Origin of the sequence: Stenotrophomonas maltophilia (assembly GCF_013464915.1) — a bacterium.
Classification (GTDB): domain Bacteria; phylum Pseudomonadota; class Gammaproteobacteria; order Xanthomonadales; family Xanthomonadaceae; genus Stenotrophomonas; species Stenotrophomonas maltophilia_AT.
On the sequence record NZ_RAVT01000036.1, the window covers coordinates 29,881 to 51,356 of the forward strand.

Consider the following 21,476-nt stretch of genomic DNA (forward strand, 5'->3'; position numbering starts at 1 on the left):
TGTCGCGCCTCAGTGCACCGCGCGCAGCGGCGTCGCTGCGCTACGCGGAACGGCACGATCGAGATCGCGCGAGACCAGCTGCTGCACCGCCGCCGACAGATCGCCAAGCAGGCCGCGCAGGCCGGCCAGCACGCGGCTGAAGTGGTTGTAGACCAGTACCGCGGGAATTGCGGCGACCAGGCCCAGCGCGGTTGCCAGCAAGGCCTCGGCGATGCCCGGCGCAACCACCGCCAAGTTGGTGGTGTTGCTGTGCGCGATGCCGATGAAGCTGTTCATGATGCCCCACACCGTACCGAACAGGCCGACGAACGGCGCCACCGCGCCGATGCTGGCGAGCACGCCGATGCCGCGTCGCTGCATGCGCGCGGTTTCCAGTTCAATGCGGTCCAGGCGCGAGGCCACGCGCTCCTTGATGCCGTCGCGACCATCCAGTTCCTGCGACAGGCGCAGTTCGGTGCGCGCTGCGTCCAGCATGGCGAGTGCGGTGCCCTGCTGCACACTGGCGTCGGCGCTCTCGCTGGGCAGGCTCGGCGCCTGCAGCAGCAGCGCACGCGCTGCGCGCAGCTGCCGTGCCTGCCGGGCCAGTTCCCAGCCCTTGGCCAGCAGCACGGTCCAGGTGGCCAGCGACGCCAGCGCGAGCGCGATCATCACCGCCTTCACCACCACGTCGGCGGCCAGATACATGCCCCAGGGCGTCAGTGCAGGGGCAGCCACGGGGGCCAGGTCAGCAGGCAGCATCGTCTCGTTTTCCATCAGCATCAGGGGTCGCTGCACGGCGGCGTGCCGAACGCGGATCATTGGCATCGTCCACTTCCACGACCGGACTGGGCTCCAGCCGCGGTGCGGGCCGACTGAGCACGTAGCCGGCACTGACCGCGAAGAACAGGCCCACGCCCAGCAGCAGCCGCCAGGACGGATGTGCGCCCCAGCAGAACAGGGCAAAGCCCACCGCCATGCCGGCGCTGGCGAACGCCTTGCCCTTGCGCGACACCGCGCCCTGCTCGCGCCACAGCCGCAATGACGGGCCGTAGCGCGGATGCGCCAGCAGGCGTTGCTCGAATTTCGGCGAGCTGCGCGCGAAGCAGCCCACCGCCAGGATCAGGAAGATGGTGGTCGGCATCACCGGCAGCAACGCGCCGATCACCCCGAGGCCGACCATCAGCCAGCCCAGCGCGAACCAGAGCCAGCGCATCAGCGCTGCACCTGTGGGCGCGCGCCGTGCATCAGGCGAATTCCACTTCGACGTGGCCGTGCACGCTGCGGAACGCGGCGTCGGCCGCATCGATCACCTGCTGCTCCTGCTCGGCGCTCAGCGGCACCGCGTCCAGCGCAGCGGTGAACTCGCGCCAGTGGCGGGCGGCGCCATCGGGGTGCGCGGCCAGGTGGCGGGCGCCGAAATCGCGGTCCAGGCCCAGCTTGGCGGCCATCTTGTACAGCACGGTGCCCCCCAGATTGGACCCCTCGGCCACATACAGCCACCCCAACGCGGCGGGCAGTTCCAGATCGGACGGCAACGCCGCGATGTCGGCCCCCGGCAGGGTCTGCTCCAGGTCCTGCAGGTCGCGCGCGACCTGTGTCAGGCGGCGGCGCTCACCCAGGTCGGGCAGCAGTGCATCCAGCGCAGGGTTGGCATACAGCGCATCGATGCTGCGGTGGAAGCGGTACTGCACGCGCAGGAAACGGGCGAAGTTGCTGCGGTCGGCGAAGATGTCGCCGGCCATGATGCGCTTGTCCAGCGCGCCGTGGCTGTCGCGGGTGGCGGCCTTGAGCCGCAGGCTGCGGCTGTCTTCAGGGGCGATGTGTGCGTTCATGGGGGGAGTGCCAAGGAGGTCGTCCTGCTGTAGACGTTCGCCACGGGGCTTTCCCCAAGGCCAAGTGCACCGATAATGGCGCATCCCTACTTCCCGCAGGAACCGTTGATGATCACCACCGAACCGCGCATGACCAACCTGTTCCTGCAGCTGGGCCTGGACGCCAGCGCCGAGGGCATCGCCCGCTTCATCCGTGAACACCAGCTGGCCACCGATGTGGAAGTGGTCGAGGCGCCCTACTGGAACGATGCCCAGCGCCAGTTCCTGTCTGAATCGCTGCAGGCCGATGCGGCGTGGAGCACCGTGGTGGATGAACTGAACGAGTCCCTGCACGAAGATGCGGTGAAGGCGGCGACCGGGCTGTAAGTAGCTCGAGGAAGGCGCCGGGCATGGCCCGGCGCTACCCGTTGTCCGGTAGATCCACGCCACGCGTGGATGCGCGATCAGTACTTCCAGGTCAACGCCAGCCGCGCGGTACGGCCCGGTGCCGGCATTACGCCCAGGGCAAGCGGGTCCAGGTAGTAGCGGTCGGTCAGGTTGTCCACGCCCGCTTCCACCGACCACTGGTCGTTGAAGTTCCAGCTGGCGAACAGATCCACCAGCGTGGTCGGCCGGTACAGCTGCTGGATCGCCGACAGGCCCACGTTCCAGTCCTTGTCCAGCTTGCTGATCGGGCCGGCGTTGTGGACCACGCGGGTGCCGAAGGTCAGGCGCTCGTCGAACAGGCGCGAGCCCAGGGTCAGGTTGACCATGTAGCGCGGCGGATTCTGCGTGTTGGTGTACGAACCCTCGAAGCCGCCATCCACGCAGTCCGGCGTGCCGGCCAGCTCCGCGTTCTTGCGCTGCACGCCATACGCGCGACGCTCGGCGGCGATGTCCGGCGCGCAGGTCTTGGCCTTGAAGTAGTAGTGCGCGGACAGATCGGCAAATACCTTGCCGCTGTCATAGCTGGACTGGAATTCCATGCCCGAGACCTTGAACTGGTCGACATTGCGGATCAGACCGGCCGACAGCGTGCGGTAGTCACGGGTGATCAGGTCGTCGATGCGGGTATCGAAGTACGCCAGCTTCAGCGCCAGGCGGTCGCCGGCGGTGAACAGGTCGTAGCGGATGGTGCTGGCACCGATTTCCCAGCTGCGCGCGCGCTCCGGCTTCAACTCGCCCACCGGCTTGGCGGCAGTGAACAGGCCCAGCGTGGTCTCGAACAGGCTCGGCAGCTTGGTGCCCTCGGCGTACTTAACGTAGACCATGGTGTCTTCGCTGAAGCGGTAGGCGACGCTGGCGGTCGGCGAGAACGCGGTGTCGCGGCGGCGGATCGGCTGCGACCAGGTCCAGCTGACCGGCACTTCCAGATCCTGCGGCTTGCCGGCGTCATAGAAGTTCCAGCCCGCGATGTCCGCCACCGTGCCCTTCTTGTACGGCGAGGCCAGCAGCGAGGCCTGGGTGAAATTGCCGTTGGCGTCCGGATACCAGTTCAGCAGCGCGATGCGCTTGGCGCGCCACGACGGCAGCGCCGGATTGCCGTTGAGCAGTTCGGTGTAGCGGTACTGGCCCTGCACCTCATAGGCATCCGGCGTGGCCAGTCGGTTGCGGTCATGCACATCCACCCGGTTCCAGCGGCCACCGGCCAGCAGCTCCCAGTGTTCGTCGGGCTGCCACTTCAGCGACGCCACCGCACTGTATTCCTTGCGCTCGGCGTTGCGCAGGAAGCGGTTGTTGACCAGGTCGTCGTGCATGACCGGACCGGAACTGCCCGGTGCGATGTCCTCGTCGCTGTAGGACAGGCCGTAGTCCAGCGTGAACGCGCCGGCACGGGTGTCGAACTTCGACGTGTTGCTGGCATCCAGGCTCAGGCGCTTCTGCCGCAGCGGGTTGCGGTAGGCATCCTTGTAACCGGGGTCGCCACTGAAGCTGGGCGCGTCGTACCACTCGGTGCGACGATCGAAGTACCAGGGGGTGATGCCGGTCAGGCTGTTGTACATCACGCTGTCGGTGTCGGTGTAGGCGGCATTGACACGCAGGTCGACCAGCTCGCTGTCCGGGTTGAAGCGGTAGCGCAGGGTATAGCTGTCCATGTCGACATGGCCCGGGTCCCACTGCGGGATGCGATCGCGGTCGACGCGGATGATCTGCGAGGCCATGATCTCGCCGGCGGTGCCTTCATAACGGCGGTAGCCGGCTTCCAGCGTCTGCGCGTCATCGATGCGCCAGGTGCCCTTGAGCAGCGCCGACTTCGAGCGCGACGAGGTGTTGAACACTTCGGTACGCGGCGGGTTCAGCGGCGCCAGCGTGCGCCGGGTCTGCGGGAAGTCATCGTAGCCATGCCTGCCGGAGAAGTAGTTGCCGTTGTCGCGGTAAGCATAGGCGGCAACCAGGTCGAAACGGTCCCAGTGCCCGGCACCGGCCACGTTGAAGAACTGGCTGCCGGTAGCGCTGCGATCATTGCGCGGCGCGGCACTGTAGGACGGCAGGTTGTTGGCGCTGTTGTTGGCCAGGCCGCCACGCACGCGCACGCCGAAGTCGCGCCCCTCGCGCAGCACGTCACCGATCTTCAGCGTCTCCATCTCGACCACGCCACCGATGCCACCGGAGGCGTTGGCCTGCAGGCTCGGGCCCTTGGTGATGGTCAGGCTGGAGATCAGGTCCGGGTCGAGATAGGTGCGCTGCGACTGGCCGGCATAGCCGCGGTAGGTGTCCATGCTGGACTGGCCACCGTCGATGATCACCGGTACGCGGCCCTGGCCCTGGATACCACGGATGTTGACGTCGAACCCATTGCCCACGCGCGGATCACCTGCAGTGACACCGGCCACGCCCTTGACGATGTCACCGTTGGACGTACCGCGGAATCGCTCCAGGTGCGTGCGATTGAGCGTAGTGGTGGAACCCACGCTGCGGTAGCTGTCGAGCAGGCGCGCTTCGTCACCGCCTGCGCTGCCGTCGACACGGTCGCCGGCCACGCTGAGCGTATCGGTGACGATCACACCGCTGTCGGCCTGGACCGGCGTTGCCGCTTCCAGGGTCACCGCATCGGGACTGACCCGACGCATCGCCAGGCCGCTGCCCTGCAGCAGCTGCTGCAGCGCCTCGTTGGCCGACAGGCTGCCGTTGACTGCACGCGAGTTCAGGCCTTGGGCAAGCGAGGCCGGATACACGACCTGTACGCCGGACTGGCGCATGAAGCTGCGCAGCGCTTCGTCCAGCGGCTGTGCCGGAATGTCGAAGCGCTGCACGGCGGCGTGGTTGCCGGTGGCGCTCTGTGCCAGCACGGACGGTGCGACGCCGGCCAGGCCGGCGGCCAGCAGGGCGATGCACAGGCGGGACGGGCGCAGCGCGCGGCCCGGGCGGTGGGAGTCGAACATGGGGAACCTGTCAGGTAATCGGTGCCGCAGGCGCGGCGTCATCCGCAACACAGGCGGACACGGCGACGTACGTGGCGGCGGCGGGTACGTTCGCGGGGTAAGACGGGTGGACCGGCAAGAACCCCAAGGAGAATTTCCGATCGCGCGAGTACCGGACGGGGTGGCGGGCCTGTGGGTGCCGACTGCTGGTCGGCACAGAGGCACGGATCATCCACGCATGGCGTGGATCTACTGCACGATGGCGACGCCGAATGGAAGGCGGGTGACCCGCAACCCTGCGGTTGCCGCCAGCGCGTCCAGCGCCTGTTCCGGACGATCGATGCGCAGCGCGGCACTGACCGCAGGCAGCCGCGACAGATCGCCGCGCACGAAGGTCGGGCCGGCGCGGTAACGCCCCACCCACTGCACGGCATCGGCAACGCTGGCCTGTTCCAGCAGCAGTTCGCCCTGCCGCCACGCGCCGACACTGTCGGCGGCAACATCCCGCAGGCGCGTCACGCCACTGTGTTCGCCATAGAGGGCACGCTGGCCCACCTGCAGGTACGTCCAGCCACCGTCGGCCGGGCTGGCCACGCGCACCCTGCCCTGTCCGACCTGGGTTTCCACCTGGTCGCCGTCGCGTGCCACGGAGAACGCAGTCGAGATGTCCTCGACCACGCCGTTGCCCGCGCGCACGCTGAAACGTCGCTGCGCATCCGGGCTGACCTCGAACCAGGCGCGCCCGCGCAGCAGTTCGATCTGGCGTGCATCGGCATCGAACCGCACGGCGATCGCGCTGTCCGCATCCAGCACCGCGCGGCTGCCATCGGGCAGCCGTACGTCCTGCACGACATGCGTACTACGGTGATCGGCGTGCAGGCGCAGCCAGGCTTCCGGCCATGCCACCAGCATCGCCAGTGCCGCCGCAGCGGCCATTGCCCATCGCAACCGCTTCGGGCGCCGGCGCTCGGTGCGTGCCGACGGCGGCCGTGGCCCGACACTGCGCCACAATGCGCGCTCGTGCTCGAAGGCGCGACGGTGCCCCGGCTGTTGCAGCCAGTGTTCGAACTCATCCATGCGCACATCGCTGATATCGCCTGCGGCCAGCCACGCAATCCAGCCCCGGGCCTGTTCGGCCAGGGCATCGTCATTGGCGGCGGGCAGCGTGTTCGGCGGGCTCATCGGCTGGCGGACAGGCGCATTCAAGCGCGGGCGGAGGAACTAGACCGCATCCACGGTCCAGTGATCAAGACGTTTCAGCGAGGGCCAGCCCCAAGCCGGGGCGATCATCGGCCGCTGCGCGCCCAGGCCAGGCGTTGCAGCGCGGTGCGGACATGGTTCTCGACGGTGGTCACCGACACGCCCAGGCGGCGTGCGATCTCGGCCTGGGTCAGGCCCTGCAGGCGGTTGAGCCGGAAGATGGTGCGGGTCGGCTCCGGCAGGTGTCCCGCCGCGTCGAGCACCCGCTGCAGCTCGTCCTGTGCCATCGCCTGCTCCTCGGTCGAGATCACCTCGTCCGGTCCCCACAGGTAATGGTCAGCCAGCAGGCGGTTGCGCCGGGTCGATTCGCGGCCGTGGTCGGTCGCCAGGTTGGCGGCCAGTCGATACAGATAGGCGCGCGGGTTGTCGATGGCCTGGCTGTCGTCAACCCCGCGGGCCTTGAACCACACGGCCTGGATCACGTCCTCGGCGCCGTTGTCGCCCCCAAGGATGCGCTGTACCCGGCGCAGCAGCGCAGGGCGCTCGCGGATCAGCAGTTCAGTGAGGGAAGCGGCATTGGAGGACATGCGCGGAACCGGGACGACAGACGGAAGGCGCCGCGCATGCTACTCCGTTAATGAGAATCAGTCACGTTCGCATCAGTGAATGCAACCGGTCAGCCCGTCATAGACGCTCTCCGACGTGCCAGGCAAGGGATCGTGCAGCGGATTACGGGCCGCCAGCGCCGCATGGAAGTCCTCCACCGGAGTGCCAGGCACCAGCGGCAGCCGGCACAGCCATGTCGGCTGCCGGGCCGCGATCGCACCATCATGCCGCGACACGACCAGGTCACTGGCGGCAAATGCCCAGAGGCACTCATGCACCGTGCCGCGCACCGCGTCCACCGAACACCGCAGGCGCAGCGCACGGATGTCGCTGTACTCACCTTCGCAGAAGGTGTCTCCGCAGATCCTGTCGAAGCCGTGCTGCAGACGGCCTTCCAGGGCAAAGAAGCGGTCCCAGTTGGCCTCCTGGTGCGGGTAGTCGATCAGGTCGACATAGGGAAACGCCTGTACCGGCGACACCATCAGCAGCGCGCAGGTCAGGCCGATCGACAGGGCAGATGCTTTCATGCGGGAGCTCCTTGGATGAGGGTTCCAGCCTGCACCCGGCGCCCCGACGTCCCCATCGGGCAACCCCACCAGCACGTGTGGGCGGCCGCCGTGCCGTACTGTCGGCCTCCTCCCCTGCACAGCGCCCGGCAAAGGCATAAAATGGGGGGCTATCCGTCTATATCCCCCACCTGGAGCACGACCATGGGTCTGGAACTCGTCTCGCCCGGCAAGAACCCGCCGGAAGAAATCAACGTCATCATCGAGATCCCGAAGGACTCGGAGCCGGTGAAGTACGAAGTGGACAAGGAAACCGGCGCGATCTTCGTCGACCGCATCCTGTCCACCCCGATGCGCTACCCCTGCAACTACGGCTACGTGCCGAGCACCCTGTGCGGCGATGGCGATCCGGCCGACGTGCTGGTGGTGCTGCCGCTGCCGCTGGTACCGGGCTCGGTCGTGCGTTGCCGTCCGGTCGGCGTGCTGAAGATGAGCGATGAGGCAGGCAGCGACGAGAAGATCCTGGCCGTGCCGGTGTCGAAGATCTTCAGTGGCTACGCCCACGTTGAAGACATCGCGCAGGTCTCGAGCCACTGGCTGGAGCGCATCGGCCACTTCTTCGAGCACTACAAGGACCTGGAGAAGGGCAAGTGGGTGAAGCTCGATGGTTGGGGCGGCGCCGCTGAGGCCAAGCAGATCCTGATCGAGGCCCACCAACGCCATCTCGACAGCAAGGCCTGAGCCTGAACCGGATCGCTCCGGCATGCTCTGCCGGAGCGATGCGGGTCACGTTTCATGATGACGGCACATCACTCTTGCCGTCGTATTAGGTAAATTGCGTCACTTCACACGTCATCGACATCCACCGTCGAGACAGCCAGGGGAATGTGTCGTGCGTATTCTGCTTGTTGGGGATGCAGCCAGCCTGCCGGCCGAGCTGACCGAATTCATTGCCGATCTTGGGGAAGACTGGCAGCCGCTGACCGCCACCGATGGCCAGACCGCGATGAATGCGGTGGCCACGCAGGGTGTGGACGCGGTGATCGTCTGCCCGCAGCTGCCGGATCTCAATGCCACCACGCTGCTCGGCCAGATCCGGACCCTGCGTCCGGAAACCATCCGCATCGCGCTGGTGGACGCACAGCATGGCAACCGGCCGCCGCCGGCGCGCCTGATCGGCGTTGCCCATCGCTTCCTGCCCCTGCCACTGGCGCCGGAAGTGCTTCTGGAAGCGCTGACCAGCCTGGAAGAGCTGCGCGAAGTACTGGACAGCCCGCGCCTGCGCGATGCCATCGGCCGCATCGAGAAACTGCCGTCGCCGCCGCACCTGTACCTGAGCCTGACCCAGGCGCTGGAGCATGACGACGATGCCGACAGCGCCGACGTCGCCAAGCTGGTGGCCGCCGATCCGGCCATCGCCGCCAAGGTGCTGCAGCTGTCGAATTCGGCGTTCTTCAGCCAGGGCCGCACCATCGCCGACCTGCGTACCGCGGTAACCCGGCTGGGCCTGGCAACACTGCGCGACCTGGTACTGGCCAGCGAAGTGTTCTCGGCGCCGACGCTGTCGACCGCCGAACGCAATTCGCTGCAGCAGCGCGCCCTGCTCGCCTCGCGGCTGGCCGCACGCCTGCTGCCCGAATCCAGCGCCGAACTGGGCGCAACCGCGGCACTGCTGGCCGACATCGGCCTGCTGCTGCCCGGCGTACGCAACGAGCGCACCGAGCCGTCGCTGGCCGGTGATACCCGCCCCGGCCATGCCGAAGCCGGTGCCTACCTGTTGGGGCTGTGGGGCCTGCCGATGCCGATCATCGAAGCGGTGGCGTTCCACCTGCAGCCGCAGCGCGCCAACACGCGCAGCTTCTGGGTGACCGGTGCGGTGCACGTGGCGCTTGCGCTGGTCAACGGCGATCCGGTGGATGAGGACTACCTGCAGCGCGCGGGCGTGCTCAACAAACTGCCGCAGTGGCGCGAACATGCCAACAGCCTGATGGGGCTTACGCCCAGCGAAGCCTGAGCTGCACCGGCAATGCACACGATGAAGGCGCGTCCGCGAGGACGCGCCTCGTTGCATCAGGGCTGTGCGCAGTGGTCGTACACGCAGCGTTCGAAGAGGAGCTGGCAGTACGCCGCATCTTCACCAGCCTTGATGCAGTCGCTGCGCACCTCGGCGCAATAGCGCCCATTGGCACACACCAGCGGGCCGGCCGACACACTGCCGGCCAGGCTCAGGACGGCAAGAACCGCAGCTGCGAACATCCGTGGCATCGCGTTTTTCATTTCGCGCTCTCCTTGGTCCGGAATGGACCTCCGCGACCGTACCAACGGTCCAATTGCGACAAACGTGACCCCTGTCGCTGAACCGCCCGATTCAGAGTTTCCCGACCCACTCTGCCAAACGCAAAGAGGGCGGGCCTTGCGGCCCGCCCTCCTCGTCTTGCCTTCAGGCTTCGATGGATCAGAAGCGCTGGTTGTACTGGATGAACAGGAAGCGGTCGTAATCCAGCATCGGGTCCAGCTGCACGGCGCTGGCGTTGGTCACCGCGTAGGTGATCGGCGGGGTCTTGCCGAACACGTTGCGGGCACCGACGGTCACGCTGCCGTTCCAAGGAGCCTGCCAGGTGGCCGAGATGTCGTGATAGACGATCGCGCCCTTCTTGTTGGCACCCAGGCCGCCACTCCAGCCACCGTTCTCGGTGTAGTAATCCGGCTGGTTGCACTCCAGGCCATTTTCCTGGTCGTAGCAGAAGTCGCGGAAGCCGCCGTAGTAACGCATGGTCCAGGTGGCCGACAGGTCGCCCTTGGTCCAGGTGCTGGCCAGGGTGCCGCGGACACGCGGGTAGTTCCAGTAGCCTGCGTAGTCATCCCATGCAGCACCCTTGGTGGCCTGCTGACGGAAGCTGGTCAGGTAGTTGGTGTCCAGGTTGAACGACAGGGTACCGAAGCTGTATTCCGGCATGCGGTAGCGGACGCCGAAGTTGTAGCCTTCGGTTTCCAGCGAGCCCAGGTTGGCATTGCCGCGGCTCAGGCCGGTGACCTGCTGGCCATTGGCAACGTCGCCACGGCTGTACTGGTCACAGAAGGCCTGCACACCGTTCTGGTAGCACTGGTTCAGCACGTAGTTCGCCGACAGCGCAGTGATCACGTTGTCCACGGTGATCTTGTACCAGTCCAGCGAGACGTTCAGGCCGCTGACGAAGCTCGGGCTCCAGACCAGGCCCGCGGTGCGGGTCTTGCTGGTTTCCGGCTGCAGCTTGTCGTTGCCCACGCCCGAGTTGAACGGGTTGTTGCCCTGGGTGTCACGGGCGCTGATCGGACGACCAGCAGCGTCGGTCTGACGGAAGTCGGACGCCAGGCCTTCAGCACCGCAACGGGCGGCAACGGCCGGGTTGCTGCGCTGGCCGAACACGGCATCACACGGATCGGTGAACTTGTCGAAAGTCTGCGAACCACCGCCGAAGGTGTCGTCCAGGGTCGGGGCACGGAAGCCCTCGCCGTAGGTCGCACGCACCAGCAGGTCGTCGATCGGCTTCCAGGTCACGCTGAACTTGCTGTTGACCGTGTTGCCGAACTTGTCGTAGTCCGAGTAGCGGCTGGCAATATCCAGCGACAGCTCCTTGGCACCCGGCAGGTCACGCAGCAGCGGCACCATCAGTTCCAGGTAGAACTCGTTGGTCTTGTACTTGCCTTCGGTCGGCTGGGCGGCCAGCTCGGTGGTGTAACCCGAGGAGGACAGCGCGTCCGGGTGGTCGTAGCCCGACACTTCACGATGCTCGTAACCGGCAGCGAAGGCGAACTCGCCCGCATTGCCCGGCATGTCGAACAGCGAACCGGTGATGTTGGCGAAGTACTGCTTGCTCTTGCTCTGGCCGGTCGAGTTCAGCAGGGTGTTGATGTACTTCAGCGCATCCGGGGTCGCGGCGCTTGCGCCGCCCAGCAGGTCGAACGGGACGCAGCTGCCCGGGCTGGTGCCCAGCGCGATCGGGTTGGCAGCGGTGCCGCACTGGGCGACGCCGTTGGCGTTGATGAACGACGGGCCGAGGGCGTTCTTCAGTGCCAGCAGGTTGATGTTGCCCGAGCTGGTCTGGGTCACATCGAACTGGTTGTAGTTGATGCCCACATCCCAGTCGAACGGACGGTTGTTGAAGTCGAAGTTGCCTTCCAGGGCCGCGTCGAAGTGCAGCGACTTCACGTTGTTCTGGGTGATGCGCGGCAGTTCGAAGATACGACGGCCCCAGCCACCGATGTCAACGCCGGCGCCCGGGTTGGCCCAGTTGCCCAGCGGGTTGTAGATGCTGTCCTTGCTGATCGCCACCGGGAACTGCGGCTGCGAGGTGCCGGTCAGCGGGTAGCCGGCGATCTGGCGCTTGGAATCGCGCTCGGAGTACATCGCCGTCGACTTCAGACGCAGGTTGTCGTTGATGTCGTAGCTGGCCGAGGTGAACATGGTCTTCGACTCAGCGCCCTGGTTCAGCATCATCTGCTGCGAGGCGTTGTAGTAGTCGTCCAGACCAATCAGGTGGTAGTTGTTGAAGTTGTTCGACGGCTGGCCAACGCCGACCGGGGTGTCCCACGAACCGGTGTGGTTGACCACCCAGGTGTTCGGGACCCACTTGCCAGCCTTGTTGTATTCGCCAGCACCGGCGGTGCCTTCGGCACGCGGATCGGTGAAGCGGCCCCACGGGCCAGCCGGGCTCAGACCGTCTTCCTTGTGGCCCTGGCCATAGGAGTACTGGGTCAGGCCACGATCCTTGGCCCACACCGGATCTTCCTTGATGTAGTTGGCGCCGAACACGATCGAGGAGCGCTCGCCGCTGGCACCCAGGGTCAGGCTGTACTGGGTCTTGGAACCGTCGCCGTGGCTGTTCTGGCCGTAGTAGGCACTGGCCTCGGCGCCGTCGAAGTTCTTGCGCAGGATGATGTTGACCACGCCGGAGATGGCGTCGGAACCGTAGATCGCCGAGGCGCCGTCCTTCAGGACTTCAATGCGCTCGATCAGCGAGGTCGGGATGGTCGACATGTCGGTGAAGCCGGCCAGGCTGGTGCTCCAGCGCTTGCCGTTGACCAGCACCAGCGTGCGCTGCTCACCCAGGTTGTACAGGCTGACGTACTGGCCGCCCTGTTCCGGGTTGGACGCCAGCACGGCCGCCTTGCTGAAGGTCTGGGTGCCTGCCACGGACAGGTTCTGCAGCAGGTCGCCGACGCTGACCAGGCCCGAACGCTGGATGTCCTCATGGCTTACGGTGAGGACCGGCTGGGAGGTTTCCACATCCACCGAGCGGATGCGGGAGCCGGTGACTTCCAGGCGATCAAGGGTGGTCGGGGCACTGGCTTCCTGTGCGGAAGCAAATGCCGGTGCCAGCGCCAGCGCGATGCCGGCGGGCAGCAGGCCCAGCCGCACGGCAGGGGTGCGAACGTTCATCAATCTCTCCAAGGTACGTGTTAGTAGCGTGTTAAAACGCTCCAGCACGTTACGATTGCGTTGCGATGCTGTATTTGCGCGACCCAACCGTAGACTTTGCAGAGTGTGGCGGGAGCAAACCGCCGTTTTCCCTGAACCGGGAAGCAGACTGCCCATAACGGGCACGGAAGGCCCGGGCGAAGCTGCAGCAGTTGTCGAATCCGCTGGCTGCGGCGACCTCGCCCACCATCATGTCGGTGTCGCGCAGCAGATCGGCGGCCCGCTCCAGGCGCAACCGTGCCGAAAGCGACTGGGGGCTCTCTTCATACAGGCTCTGGAAGGTCTTGGAGAGGTACCAGCTGGAGAAGTTGGTCAGCTCGGCGAGTTCGCCGATCCGCACCACACGGTGGCTGTTGCCCTCCAGATAGAGGCGGGCACGCTGCATGCGGCCGAACACCTGGCGCTTGCGGCTGCGTGAGCGACCGGGGCAGCGCTGTACGTTGTCGGCCAGGTCACGCTGCAGGCCGGCCAGATGCAACAGCAGCGGGCGCAGCGCCTGCGCGGGCAGGCCGCTGTCGAGCGCATCGCGCCACAGGCGCAGGGCAACGCGGGCGTCGCCGCGGCTCATGCGACCACGACCGGCGTACAGGCCGCAATCGGCCATCTCGGACAGCACCCGCATCGCCTCCGCATTCAGGCTGAGGCCCACGCACAGTCCGTTACGGCCGGCCTGCACCAGCGGGCGCGACTCCTTCTCGAAGGCGATCCACTCACCATGGCGCAGGCGGAAACGCCCTTCCTTGGCTTCCACCCAGGAGCTGCCCCGGACCTGCAGCCAGACCGTGAAGCTTGACCCTGCCGTCTGCAGGCTGCCGAGCCGGGCCACGCCCATGCAGGTCGGCGCGAGGTCGTCGAGCGCTTTGTCGAGGGAGACGGTTTGGCCACGATCGGCCAGCGAGAGTTGACGCATGGGGCACCACGGGTTTGCCTGATACAGGCTTCCGTTTTGCCTAATCAGGCGTCAGCCCGTCAGGAAAATCCGCCGAGATCGCCACGAATTCGCGGCGAGAACTCCACGAAGAAATCACGAAGAGATATTTTTCTTCAGGATCAACGACTTGAGAAAGGCCGGGAACAGTGCCGGCGTCGACCGGGGCAGCTGCATGACGCCGATGTCGGCGCCATCGCTGACCGCCAGGGCGACGTACAGATCCCGGCCATCGGCGCTGGCACTGATGCCGTTGCCCGCGCTGAGCCGCTGCCGGTCCAGGCAGCGCTCGGGGGCTTCGGTCCCGGCCTGGATATGGATCAAGGTCGTACCGCACTCGGTCGAGTTGCCCAGATACCCGATGCCACCGGTGCCTGCCACCGTCCAGGTGCGATAGCGCCAGCGGCTGGGCCGGTCTTCACTGACCTGCTGCACGCTGGCCGGCGACAGTGCCGCATCCACCGACCACAAGCCGCCGGACGCCAGGCGTGTGAACAGCACGCGGCCATCGCCCCGATCGAAACGTGCCTGGGAGACGCCGTCGATGCTGGCCAGGCGGCGCCAGGGGGTCACGCTGCGATCGAACAGACTCAACCGGGTGCGCTGCTCTGCATCGCGCTCGACCACCAGCAGCTGTTCCGGGGTGGCCCCGTACAGGGCCTGCAGGGGCTGATCGACCGGAACCGGCAACGGTTGCAGGTGCTCGTCGCGCGGCGCGATCTCGTAGACCACGGTGCGCCCATGCTCATCACGCCCGACCACCAGCAACTGGCGGCTGTCGGCCGACCAGTCCGGCGCCTGCCGCCCCTCCGGACGCAGGCCCTCGATCGGCCGCAGAGAATCGGGCCGCTGCATGTCCGCCCACCACAGCGCGAAACTGCCGGAACGATCGGAGGTGAAGACCAGCTGGCGACCGTCGGGCGCCGCCATCGGCTGCCCGTCACGCCCGCTGGACGCGAACAGCCGCTCGGCGCTGCCGCCGGCCATCGGCACCTTGAACACGCCGAACTGGGCACGGCGGTGAACGAAGGCCAGCACGTCGCCGTGGCGTGACACCGCAGGCCACTGTGCGTCGTCGAGGCCGGCATCCCGCAGGGTGCGGCGCTCGACGTCCAGGTAATACAAGCGCACCTCACTGTCCACGCGCCGGCCGAACACGATGCTGCGCCCATCGCCCAGCCAGGCCCAGCCACGCTGTTCGGCCGATTCGTTGGTCAACTGCTCCAGCTCACCGCCTCCGGCCGGCATGCGCCACAGGTCGCCCATCTGCGGATTGCGCACGAACACCAGCCACTTGCCGTCCGGCGAGTAACGGGGCGCGTAGTCGAAGTCATCCTGATCGACCGCATAGTCCAATGCCTGCCACTGGCCGCTGGCCAGGTCGAGCACACGGATGCCGCGATGGGCATAGCGGCCCACCATGCTGCCAAAGACCAGGCCGCGGCCATCCGGTGTCCAGTCGAAGCTGAGCAGCTCGGTTCCGTCGCAGCGGGTCGCCTGGCGCACACCGCCGCCGGTCGCACTGGCGATCAGCACCTGGCAACCGCCGTCGGCTCCAAAGCGGGCAAAAGCGATCTCGCGCCCGTCCGGTGACCAGCTCGGGAAGCGGTCACTGGCCCCCTTCGGCGGCAGCGCCAGCTGCCGGGCCGGCGCATTGCCCGAAGTCTGCACCTTGATCGCGCCACCACCGGCGCCGTCCTCGTTGGCGCCTTCGTAGGCAACCTGGGAGCCATCCGGCGAAAGCGTGGGATAGGTTTCAAAACCACTGGTGGCGGTGATCAGGCGATAGGGACGCTGCGGGCTGCCGATCACCCGCACGCCGTTCTCGACCGCGGCATCCACCGGTGAGTTCGGCTCCGGCCCGCGCCGGAGCAGCAATGTGGCCATGACCAGCAGCGCGGCCAGCATCATCACACCCAGCAGCCACAACAGCTGGCGGCGCAGCTGGCGCCAGCCATGCCGGCGTGAAGGCGCTGCAGGCACGGCCAGCGCCGGAATCGAGCCGCTACCGTCCGGCGACGGCATCACGTCCGCAACGGCCACCGCGTCCACTTCCGCCACCGGCTCGACGTCGTCCAGCGCCTGCACCGGCACCAGCAGCCGATAACCGCTCTTGGCGATGGTTTCGATGTAGGCCTGGCCGTTGTCGTCGTCGTTGGCGAACGCCTTGCGCAGCTGGGTGACGGCCTGGGTCAGCACGTCATTGGTCGGCAACGTATCGGGCCAGACCTCGGCAAACAACTCTTCACGGGTGACCACGCGCCCCGGCTGCCGCATCAACACGCGCAGCACGCCCAGCGCTTTCGGCGTCAGCCGCCGCGGACGGCGCGCGCCTTCAACCTCGACCTCACGCGAGGACAAGGTAATGACGCAGTCGCCGACCTGCACGCGGTCGGCCTCGATGGGCGTGAGTTCGCTGCTGTTCATTTTCCGCTATACAGTAGGGACGGGACCTGGGCAGGGCTCACCAGCAATACCGTCCCCACCGTCCCTGGACAGGGTCATCGAAAAGCCAGATTCCGCACAAAGCATCGGCGCATACCGCAAAAACAATAACGCCCCCGGATATTAGCCTAAGCCGGTTACCCCGCCTATGACGGGGTCGACACTCAGGCTCTCTCTCGCCGACGCATTCACATAATCTGCACCACTATTCGCGCCCTTTTGGGCGCGAAATTTTTATCTGGCGTTCATTTTTACATGCGCCGAAGCATGGTCAATCCGACCAGACGCGACACCACCAGGCCGATATACATGACGCCTGCGAACTGTTCGAGCATCACCAGGGCCCGTGCCTGCGGGTGCAGCGGCACGACATCGCTCAATCCAACACCGGACAACAAGCTGAAGCTCAGATAAAGCAGTTCCATCCAACTGCGCTCGGGGCCTGCGGTCGTGCCCTGGAAACTGCCTGGATACCACTGTTGGCACACCGCGAACGCAAAGGCGAACGCCCAGGCCAGCAGGGTGAAGGTTGCTCCGGCCGCGAACAGCTCGTCGCGGGTCACCCTATGGTCCTGCAGCATGTAGGCGATCAATGCCCCCGCCGTGTAGAAGTACAGCAGGCTTTCCAGCAGCTGCGCCGTAGTGAGCAGGCCGGTGCGGTCCAGCAGCGCGCCGGCCAGCGAGAACACCACCGAGGGGATGGCCAGCAGCAGCGCCAGCCACGTACCGAGCGGACTGCGCTGGACCACCCACAGCGCCAGGCCGAGTACCGCCATGCCAAACATGCCCAGCGCCGCACGACCGGCGGCGGTGTCGTCGAGCGCCGGGTACAACAGCACCGCCAGCAGCTGGGCACCCAACAGCCAGGCCGAGGGGTGGCGGCGGGCGATTGCCAGCCAGCGGGTGGTCAAGGCAACAGGCATGGCGTCCTTTCCGCTGGGCGATGGCCGGAGCATAACGGGTCGCGCCGGGCCACGCCCGGCGGCATTCCTGGACCGCTGCGCCCGCCGGGCATGGCCCGGCGCGACCGGCGCGGCATCAGCCCTGGTGGTAGACCTCGGCACCGGCAGCACGGAACTCCTGCGACTTCTCCTTCATGCCGGCCTCGGCGTAGTCGCGCACGTCCTGGGTGATCTTCATCGAACAGAAGTGCGGGCCGCACATCGAACAGAAGTGCGCCAGCTTGTGCGCATCCTTCGGCAGCGTCTCGTCGTGGAACTCCTTGGCCTTCTCCGGATCCAGCCCGAGATGGAACTGGTCCTCCCAGCGGAACTCGAAGCGCGCCTTGCTCAGCGCGTTGTCGCGTACCTGCGCGCCGGGGTGGCCCTTGGCCAGGTCGGCCGCGTGCGCAGCGATGCGGTAGGCCATGATGCCGTCACGCACGTCCTGGCGGTTGGGCAGGCCGAGGTGCTCCTTCGGCGTCACGTAGCAGAGCATGGCCGTGCCGAACCAGCCGATCATCGCCGCACCGATCGCGCTGGTGATGTGGTCGTAGCCCGGTGCGATATCGGTGGTCAGCGGCCCCAGCGTGTAGAACGGTGCTTCGCCGCACTCGCGCAGCTGCTTGTCCATGTTTTCCTTGATCAGCTGCATCGGCACGTGGCCAGGGCCTTCGATCATGGTCTGCACATCGTGCTTCCAGGCAATCTTCGTCAGCTCACCCAATGTCTCCAGTTCGCCGAACTGCGCCGCGTCGTTGGCATCGGCGATGCAGCCTGGGCGCAGGCCGTCGCCCAGCGAGAAGGTCACGTCGTAGGCCTTCATGATTTCGCAGATCTCTTCGAAATGCGTGTAGAGGAAATTCTCCTTGTGGTGCGCCAGGCACCACTTGGCCATGATCGAGCCACCGCGGCTGACGATGCCGGTGACCCGCTTGGCGGTGAGCGGCACATAGCGCAGCAGCACGCCGGCGTGGATGGTGAAGTAGTCCACGCCCTGCTCGGCCTGCTCGATCAGCGTGTCGCGGAAGATCTCCCAGGTGAGTGCTTCGGCACGGCCATCGACCTTCTCCAGCGCCTGGTAGATCGGCACGGTACCGATCGCCACCGGCGAATTGCGGATGATCCATTCGCGGGTTTCGTGGATGTGCTTGCCGGTGGACAGGTCCATCACCGTGTCGCCGCCCCAGCGGATCGCCCAAACCAGCTTCTCCACTTCCTCGGCAATTCCCGAGGACACGGCGCTGTTGCCGATGTTGGCATTGATCTTGGTCAGGAAATTGCGGCCGATGATCATCGGCTCGCTTTCCGGATGGTTGATGTTGTTGGGCAGCACCGCGCGGCCGCGCGCGATTTCATCGCGCACGAACTCCGGCGTGATGATCTTCTGGATCGAAGCGCCGAACGCCTCGCCCGGGTGTTGCTGCAGCAGGCCGGCATCGCGGATCGCGTCCAGCCGCTGGTTCTCGCGGATGGCAACGAATTCCATTTCCGGCGTGATGATGCCGCGGCGCGCGTAGTGCATCTGGGTGACATTGGCACCAGCACGTGCGCGACGTGGCAGGCTGCGTGCGGGGAAACGCACCGCATCGAGCTTCGGGTCATGCTCACGGTCGCGGCCGAACGACGAGCTGAGGCCATCGAGCTGTTCGGTATCCCCCCGTTCTTCCACCCAGCCACGGCGCAGCGCCGGCAGGCCTGCGGACAGATCGATACGCACGTCCGGATCGGTATACGGTCCCGACGTGTCATAGACCGTCACCGGCGCATTCTCCTCGCCGCCGAACAGCGTCGGCGTGCGGGTCAGCGCGATCTCGCGCATCGGCACCTGCAGATCCGGGCGCGAGCCGGGCACGTGGATCTTTCGCGAACCGGGAATGGGCCGGGTCACGGATTCGGAGAGTTGCTGGGCCTGTTGCTGCAGGGCGGAGAGCTGTGCGTTCATCGGGCATCGTCCAGGAAGGTCAGGGACGAAGCGGCGGCGCACTGCGACCGCGCACGGACGGTCCTTGGGCGGAGTCCGGGCACGGCTGCACTGCAAAGCTTCCCTACGCCGGTATGAGCCGGATCAGGTTCCAAGGGACTGTCTCAACCGTGGCCACATGGCCGCGGTACCCCCGCTTCTTGCTGCGCATTAGAGCATAGACCGCCCGCCTCCGGAGTTGCCCCGGGGTCAGATCCGCTTTCCTGCGKAAAGCGKATCTGACCCCAATCGCTATTCGTTAACAGAACCATGACATCGCGTTCAGTAACGTGCACGCCCATCGTGTCGCCGCGAACGATGCTTGTCTCGCCGCTTTCGCGGCTCCTGCCCGGTCTGTGCTGCATGCCGCCGGCCCCTCGCCGCAAGCTCTGCTCGCTCCCCTCAATCCCCTTGATCGGAGAAGCTCCTTCATGGTGTTTCGCGTTTCCATCGCACTGGTTCTGCTGCTGGTGCTGCTTGCCGGTATCGCCCCCGGCCCCTTCAACACGGTGGTCCAGTCGATGCTGGCAGAGGTCATCCGCAGTGTCGGCTGGCTGTACCTGCTGGTGGTGTTCCTGGCGCTTGTGTTCCTGATGTACCTGGCCTTCGGCCGCTTCGGCAACCTGCGCATCGGTGGCGAAGACGCCGAGCCTGAGTTCTCACGCGCCAGTTGGATGTCGATGCTGTTCGCTGCCGGCATGGGCATCGGCCTGGTGTTCTGGGGCGCTGCCGAGCCCATCTCGCATTTCAGCAAGCCGCCGGAAGGACTGGCTCCGCAAAGCCTGGATGCGGCGCGCGCATCGATGCGCTATGCGTTCTTCCACTGGGGCCTGCATCCGTGGGCGATCTATGCGTTGATAGGCCTGGCGATGGCCTGGTTCCAGTTCAACCGCAATGGGCGCGGCCTGGTCAGCGACATGCTGCAACCGATCATCGGCCGTCACCATCGCGGCTGGATCGGCCGGGTGGTCAACGTCGCCGCCGTAGTTGCCACTGCGATTGGTGTCGCCACCACACTCGGCTTCGGCACCATCCAGATCGCCGCCGGTATCGAACGCGTCTTCAGCGTGCAGGCCACCGTCGCGGTGCAGATGGCCATCATTGCCGTCGCTTTCGTGCTGTACATGGCGTCCACCGCCAGTGGCGTGGAACGCGGGGTGAAATGGCTGTCCAACTTCAACCTGGCATTGGCTGCGCTGCTGGCAGCCATCCTGCTGGTGCTGGGGCCGACCGGCTTCATCTTCGATACGTTCACCACCACGCTGGGCTCCTACCTCAACCAGCTGGTGACGATGAGCCTGCGCATGTCACCGTTCTCCGGCAGCACCTGGGTGGCGGACTGGACGATCTTCTACTGGGCCTGGTGGATCTCGTGGGCGCCGTTCGTGGGATCGTTCATCGCGCGCATCTCGCGTGGCCGCAGCGTGCGCGAGTTCGTCATCGGCGTCGTGCTGGCACCTACGGTGCTGGGCTTCTTCTGGTTCGCGGTGTTCGGCGGCACCGCGCTGTGGGCACAGATCTTCGGCCACGCCGATCTGGTGCAGGCGCTGGGCAATGGCTACGAGACGGTACTGTTCACACTGTTCGACAGCATGCCGCTACCGCTGTTGCTGTCGTGCATCGCGCTGGTACTGCTGATGATCTTCTTCGTGACCTCGGCCGATTCGGCGGTACTGGTGCTGGCCAGCATGTCCACCGACGAGGCCGGCGACCCACCGCTGAAGCGCAAGCTGGCCTGGGGCATCGCGGTGGCCCTGATTGCAGCGGCGCTGTTGCTGGCCGGTGGCCTGGACGCGCTGCAGGGCATGATCACGATCGCAGCATTGCCGTTCGCGTTGCTGATGGTGCTGGTGATGGTGTCGCTGTACCGGGTGCTGGACCAGGAGTACACGCGCGAGCGGCGGCAGGCGCAGCGCCAGCGGCACATGATCGATGCGTGGATCGCGCGCGAGATGGCGGCGCAGGAAGAGACCCAGGCGGAGGCGGCGCGCGCGCACGATCAGGATTGAGGGGGTTTTGCAGCCTGCGGCTGCACCGCTTTTTTCAAGCAAGTGCAAGTTCAAAAGCCAGAGCGGCTCTGGGTTACTACTTAGCTTGGCGGGGCGGTGTGGGCTGGCAGGACACGCCGTGAACCCCTCCCTGGGGGCTCGATGGCGCCATCCATGGCGCCAACGGTCCTGCCARCCCACRCCGCCCCACCCCCGACAGTTTCCGTGTGACGGTGGGTTTTCCACGCTATGCGTGGATGAGGTGTATCGGAAAACAAGATGGGGTCGGATA

General features: G+C 66.3%; 17 protein-coding genes and 1 riboswitch. Of the genes, 4 read left to right on the forward strand and 13 right to left on the reverse strand.

What is annotated here, in order from left to right:
* Positions 1-9: 9 nt before the first annotated feature.
* The 3 genes from exbB to D7T59_RS13270 are packed head-to-tail and all read right to left on the reverse strand — an operon-like array spanning position 10 to position 1,811.
* Complete coding sequence (gene exbB, locus D7T59_RS13260; RefSeq protein ID WP_180852637.1) at positions 10-738, reverse strand: tonB-system energizer ExbB; 729 nt, start codon at positions 736-738, stop codon at positions 10-12.
* Entirely contained in the window at positions 725-1,192 is a 468-nt protein-coding gene (locus tag D7T59_RS13265; protein ID WP_180852638.1) for a YbaN family protein, read from the reverse strand. Before D7T59_RS13265 ends, exbB begins: the two co-directional genes overlap by 14 nt.
* 31 nt (positions 1,193-1,223) lie before the next feature.
* A complete protein-coding gene (locus D7T59_RS13270) occupies positions 1,224-1,811 on the reverse strand; it encodes a biliverdin-producing heme oxygenase (protein WP_012512028.1) in 588 nt (195 codons plus the stop codon).
* 108 nt (positions 1,812-1,919) lie between these two features.
* On the opposite strand from D7T59_RS13270, the gene D7T59_RS13275 reads away from it, so the two are divergent.
* Positions 1,920-2,177, forward strand: coding sequence for a DUF2789 domain-containing protein (locus tag D7T59_RS13275; protein WP_010483993.1), 258 nt, complete (start codon positions 1,920-1,922; stop codon positions 2,175-2,177).
* A 77-nt stretch (positions 2,178-2,254) separates the two neighbouring features.
* On the opposite strand, the gene D7T59_RS13280 is transcribed toward D7T59_RS13275, so the two are convergent.
* The 4 genes from D7T59_RS13280 to D7T59_RS13295 form a co-directional block, all read right to left on the reverse strand.
* Entirely contained in the window at positions 2,255-5,173 is a 2,919-nt protein-coding gene (locus tag D7T59_RS13280) for a TonB-dependent receptor (protein WP_180852639.1), read from the reverse strand.
* Between the two features lie 228 nt (positions 5,174-5,401).
* Complete coding sequence (locus tag D7T59_RS13285) at positions 5,402-6,334, reverse strand: FecR family protein (RefSeq protein WP_164139151.1); 933 nt, start codon at positions 6,332-6,334, stop codon at positions 5,402-5,404.
* Between the two features lie 104 nt (positions 6,335-6,438).
* Positions 6,439-6,939: an RNA polymerase sigma factor gene (locus tag D7T59_RS13290; RefSeq protein WP_014038389.1), complete on the reverse strand. Its 501-nt coding sequence runs from the start codon at positions 6,937-6,939 to the stop codon at positions 6,439-6,441.
* A 72-nt stretch (positions 6,940-7,011) separates the two neighbouring features.
* Entirely contained in the window at positions 7,012-7,485 is a 474-nt protein-coding gene (locus D7T59_RS13295) for a hypothetical protein (protein WP_180852640.1), read from the reverse strand.
* A 183-nt stretch (positions 7,486-7,668) separates the two neighbouring features.
* On the opposite strand from D7T59_RS13295, the gene ppa reads away from it, so the two are divergent.
* On the forward strand, positions 7,669-8,205 hold the full coding sequence (ppa, locus tag D7T59_RS13300; protein ID WP_005410935.1) for an inorganic diphosphatase: 537 nt from the start codon (positions 7,669-7,671) through the stop codon (positions 8,203-8,205).
* Positions 8,206-8,356: 151 nt separating this feature from the next.
* Positions 8,357-9,478, forward strand: a complete 1,122-nt coding sequence (locus tag D7T59_RS13305; RefSeq protein WP_164139145.1) for an HDOD domain-containing protein — start codon at positions 8,357-8,359, stop codon at positions 9,476-9,478.
* Positions 9,479-9,534: 56 nt separating this feature from the next.
* Here D7T59_RS13305 and D7T59_RS13310 read toward each other — a convergent pair whose 3' ends face one another.
* From D7T59_RS13310 to thiC, 6 genes are all read right to left on the reverse strand, one after another.
* Positions 9,535-9,741 (reverse strand): hypothetical protein, encoded by a 207-nt coding sequence (locus tag D7T59_RS13310; RefSeq protein WP_049429946.1) that lies wholly within the window; start codon positions 9,739-9,741, stop codon positions 9,535-9,537.
* A 178-nt stretch (positions 9,742-9,919) separates the two neighbouring features.
* Positions 9,920-12,883 carry a TonB-dependent receptor plug domain-containing protein gene (locus D7T59_RS13315; RefSeq protein WP_164139144.1) on the reverse strand — a complete coding sequence of 988 codons (2,964 nt, stop codon included), beginning with the start codon at positions 12,881-12,883 and terminating at the stop codon, positions 9,920-9,922.
* 49 nt (positions 12,884-12,932) lie between these two features.
* Positions 12,933-13,832 carry a helix-turn-helix transcriptional regulator gene (locus D7T59_RS13320; protein ID WP_005410939.1) on the reverse strand — a complete coding sequence of 300 codons (900 nt, stop codon included), beginning with the start codon at positions 13,830-13,832 and terminating at the stop codon, positions 12,933-12,935.
* 114 nt (positions 13,833-13,946) lie between these two features.
* A complete protein-coding gene (locus D7T59_RS13325; protein WP_180852641.1) occupies positions 13,947-16,277 on the reverse strand; it encodes a winged helix-turn-helix domain-containing protein in 2,331 nt (776 codons plus the stop codon).
* Between the two features lie 269 nt (positions 16,278-16,546).
* The gene (locus tag D7T59_RS13330; RefSeq protein ID WP_180852642.1) at positions 16,547-17,218 is read right to left on the reverse strand and encodes an ion channel; all 672 of its coding nucleotides are present in this window, start codon (positions 17,216-17,218) and stop codon (positions 16,547-16,549) included.
* A 115-nt stretch (positions 17,219-17,333) separates the two neighbouring features.
* Entirely contained in the window at positions 17,334-19,178 is a 1,845-nt protein-coding gene (gene thiC / locus D7T59_RS13335) for a phosphomethylpyrimidine synthase ThiC (protein ID WP_180852643.1), read from the reverse strand.
* A gap of 82 nt (positions 19,179-19,260) precedes the next feature.
* A riboswitch (TPP riboswitch) is annotated at positions 19,261-19,362 on the reverse strand.
* A gap of 265 nt (positions 19,363-19,627) precedes the next feature.
* On the opposite strand from thiC, the gene D7T59_RS13340 reads away from it, so the two are divergent.
* Positions 19,628-21,205: a BCCT family transporter gene (locus D7T59_RS13340; protein WP_180852644.1), complete on the forward strand. Its 1,578-nt coding sequence runs from the start codon at positions 19,628-19,630 to the stop codon at positions 21,203-21,205.
* Positions 21,206-21,476: the final 271 nt, after the last annotated feature.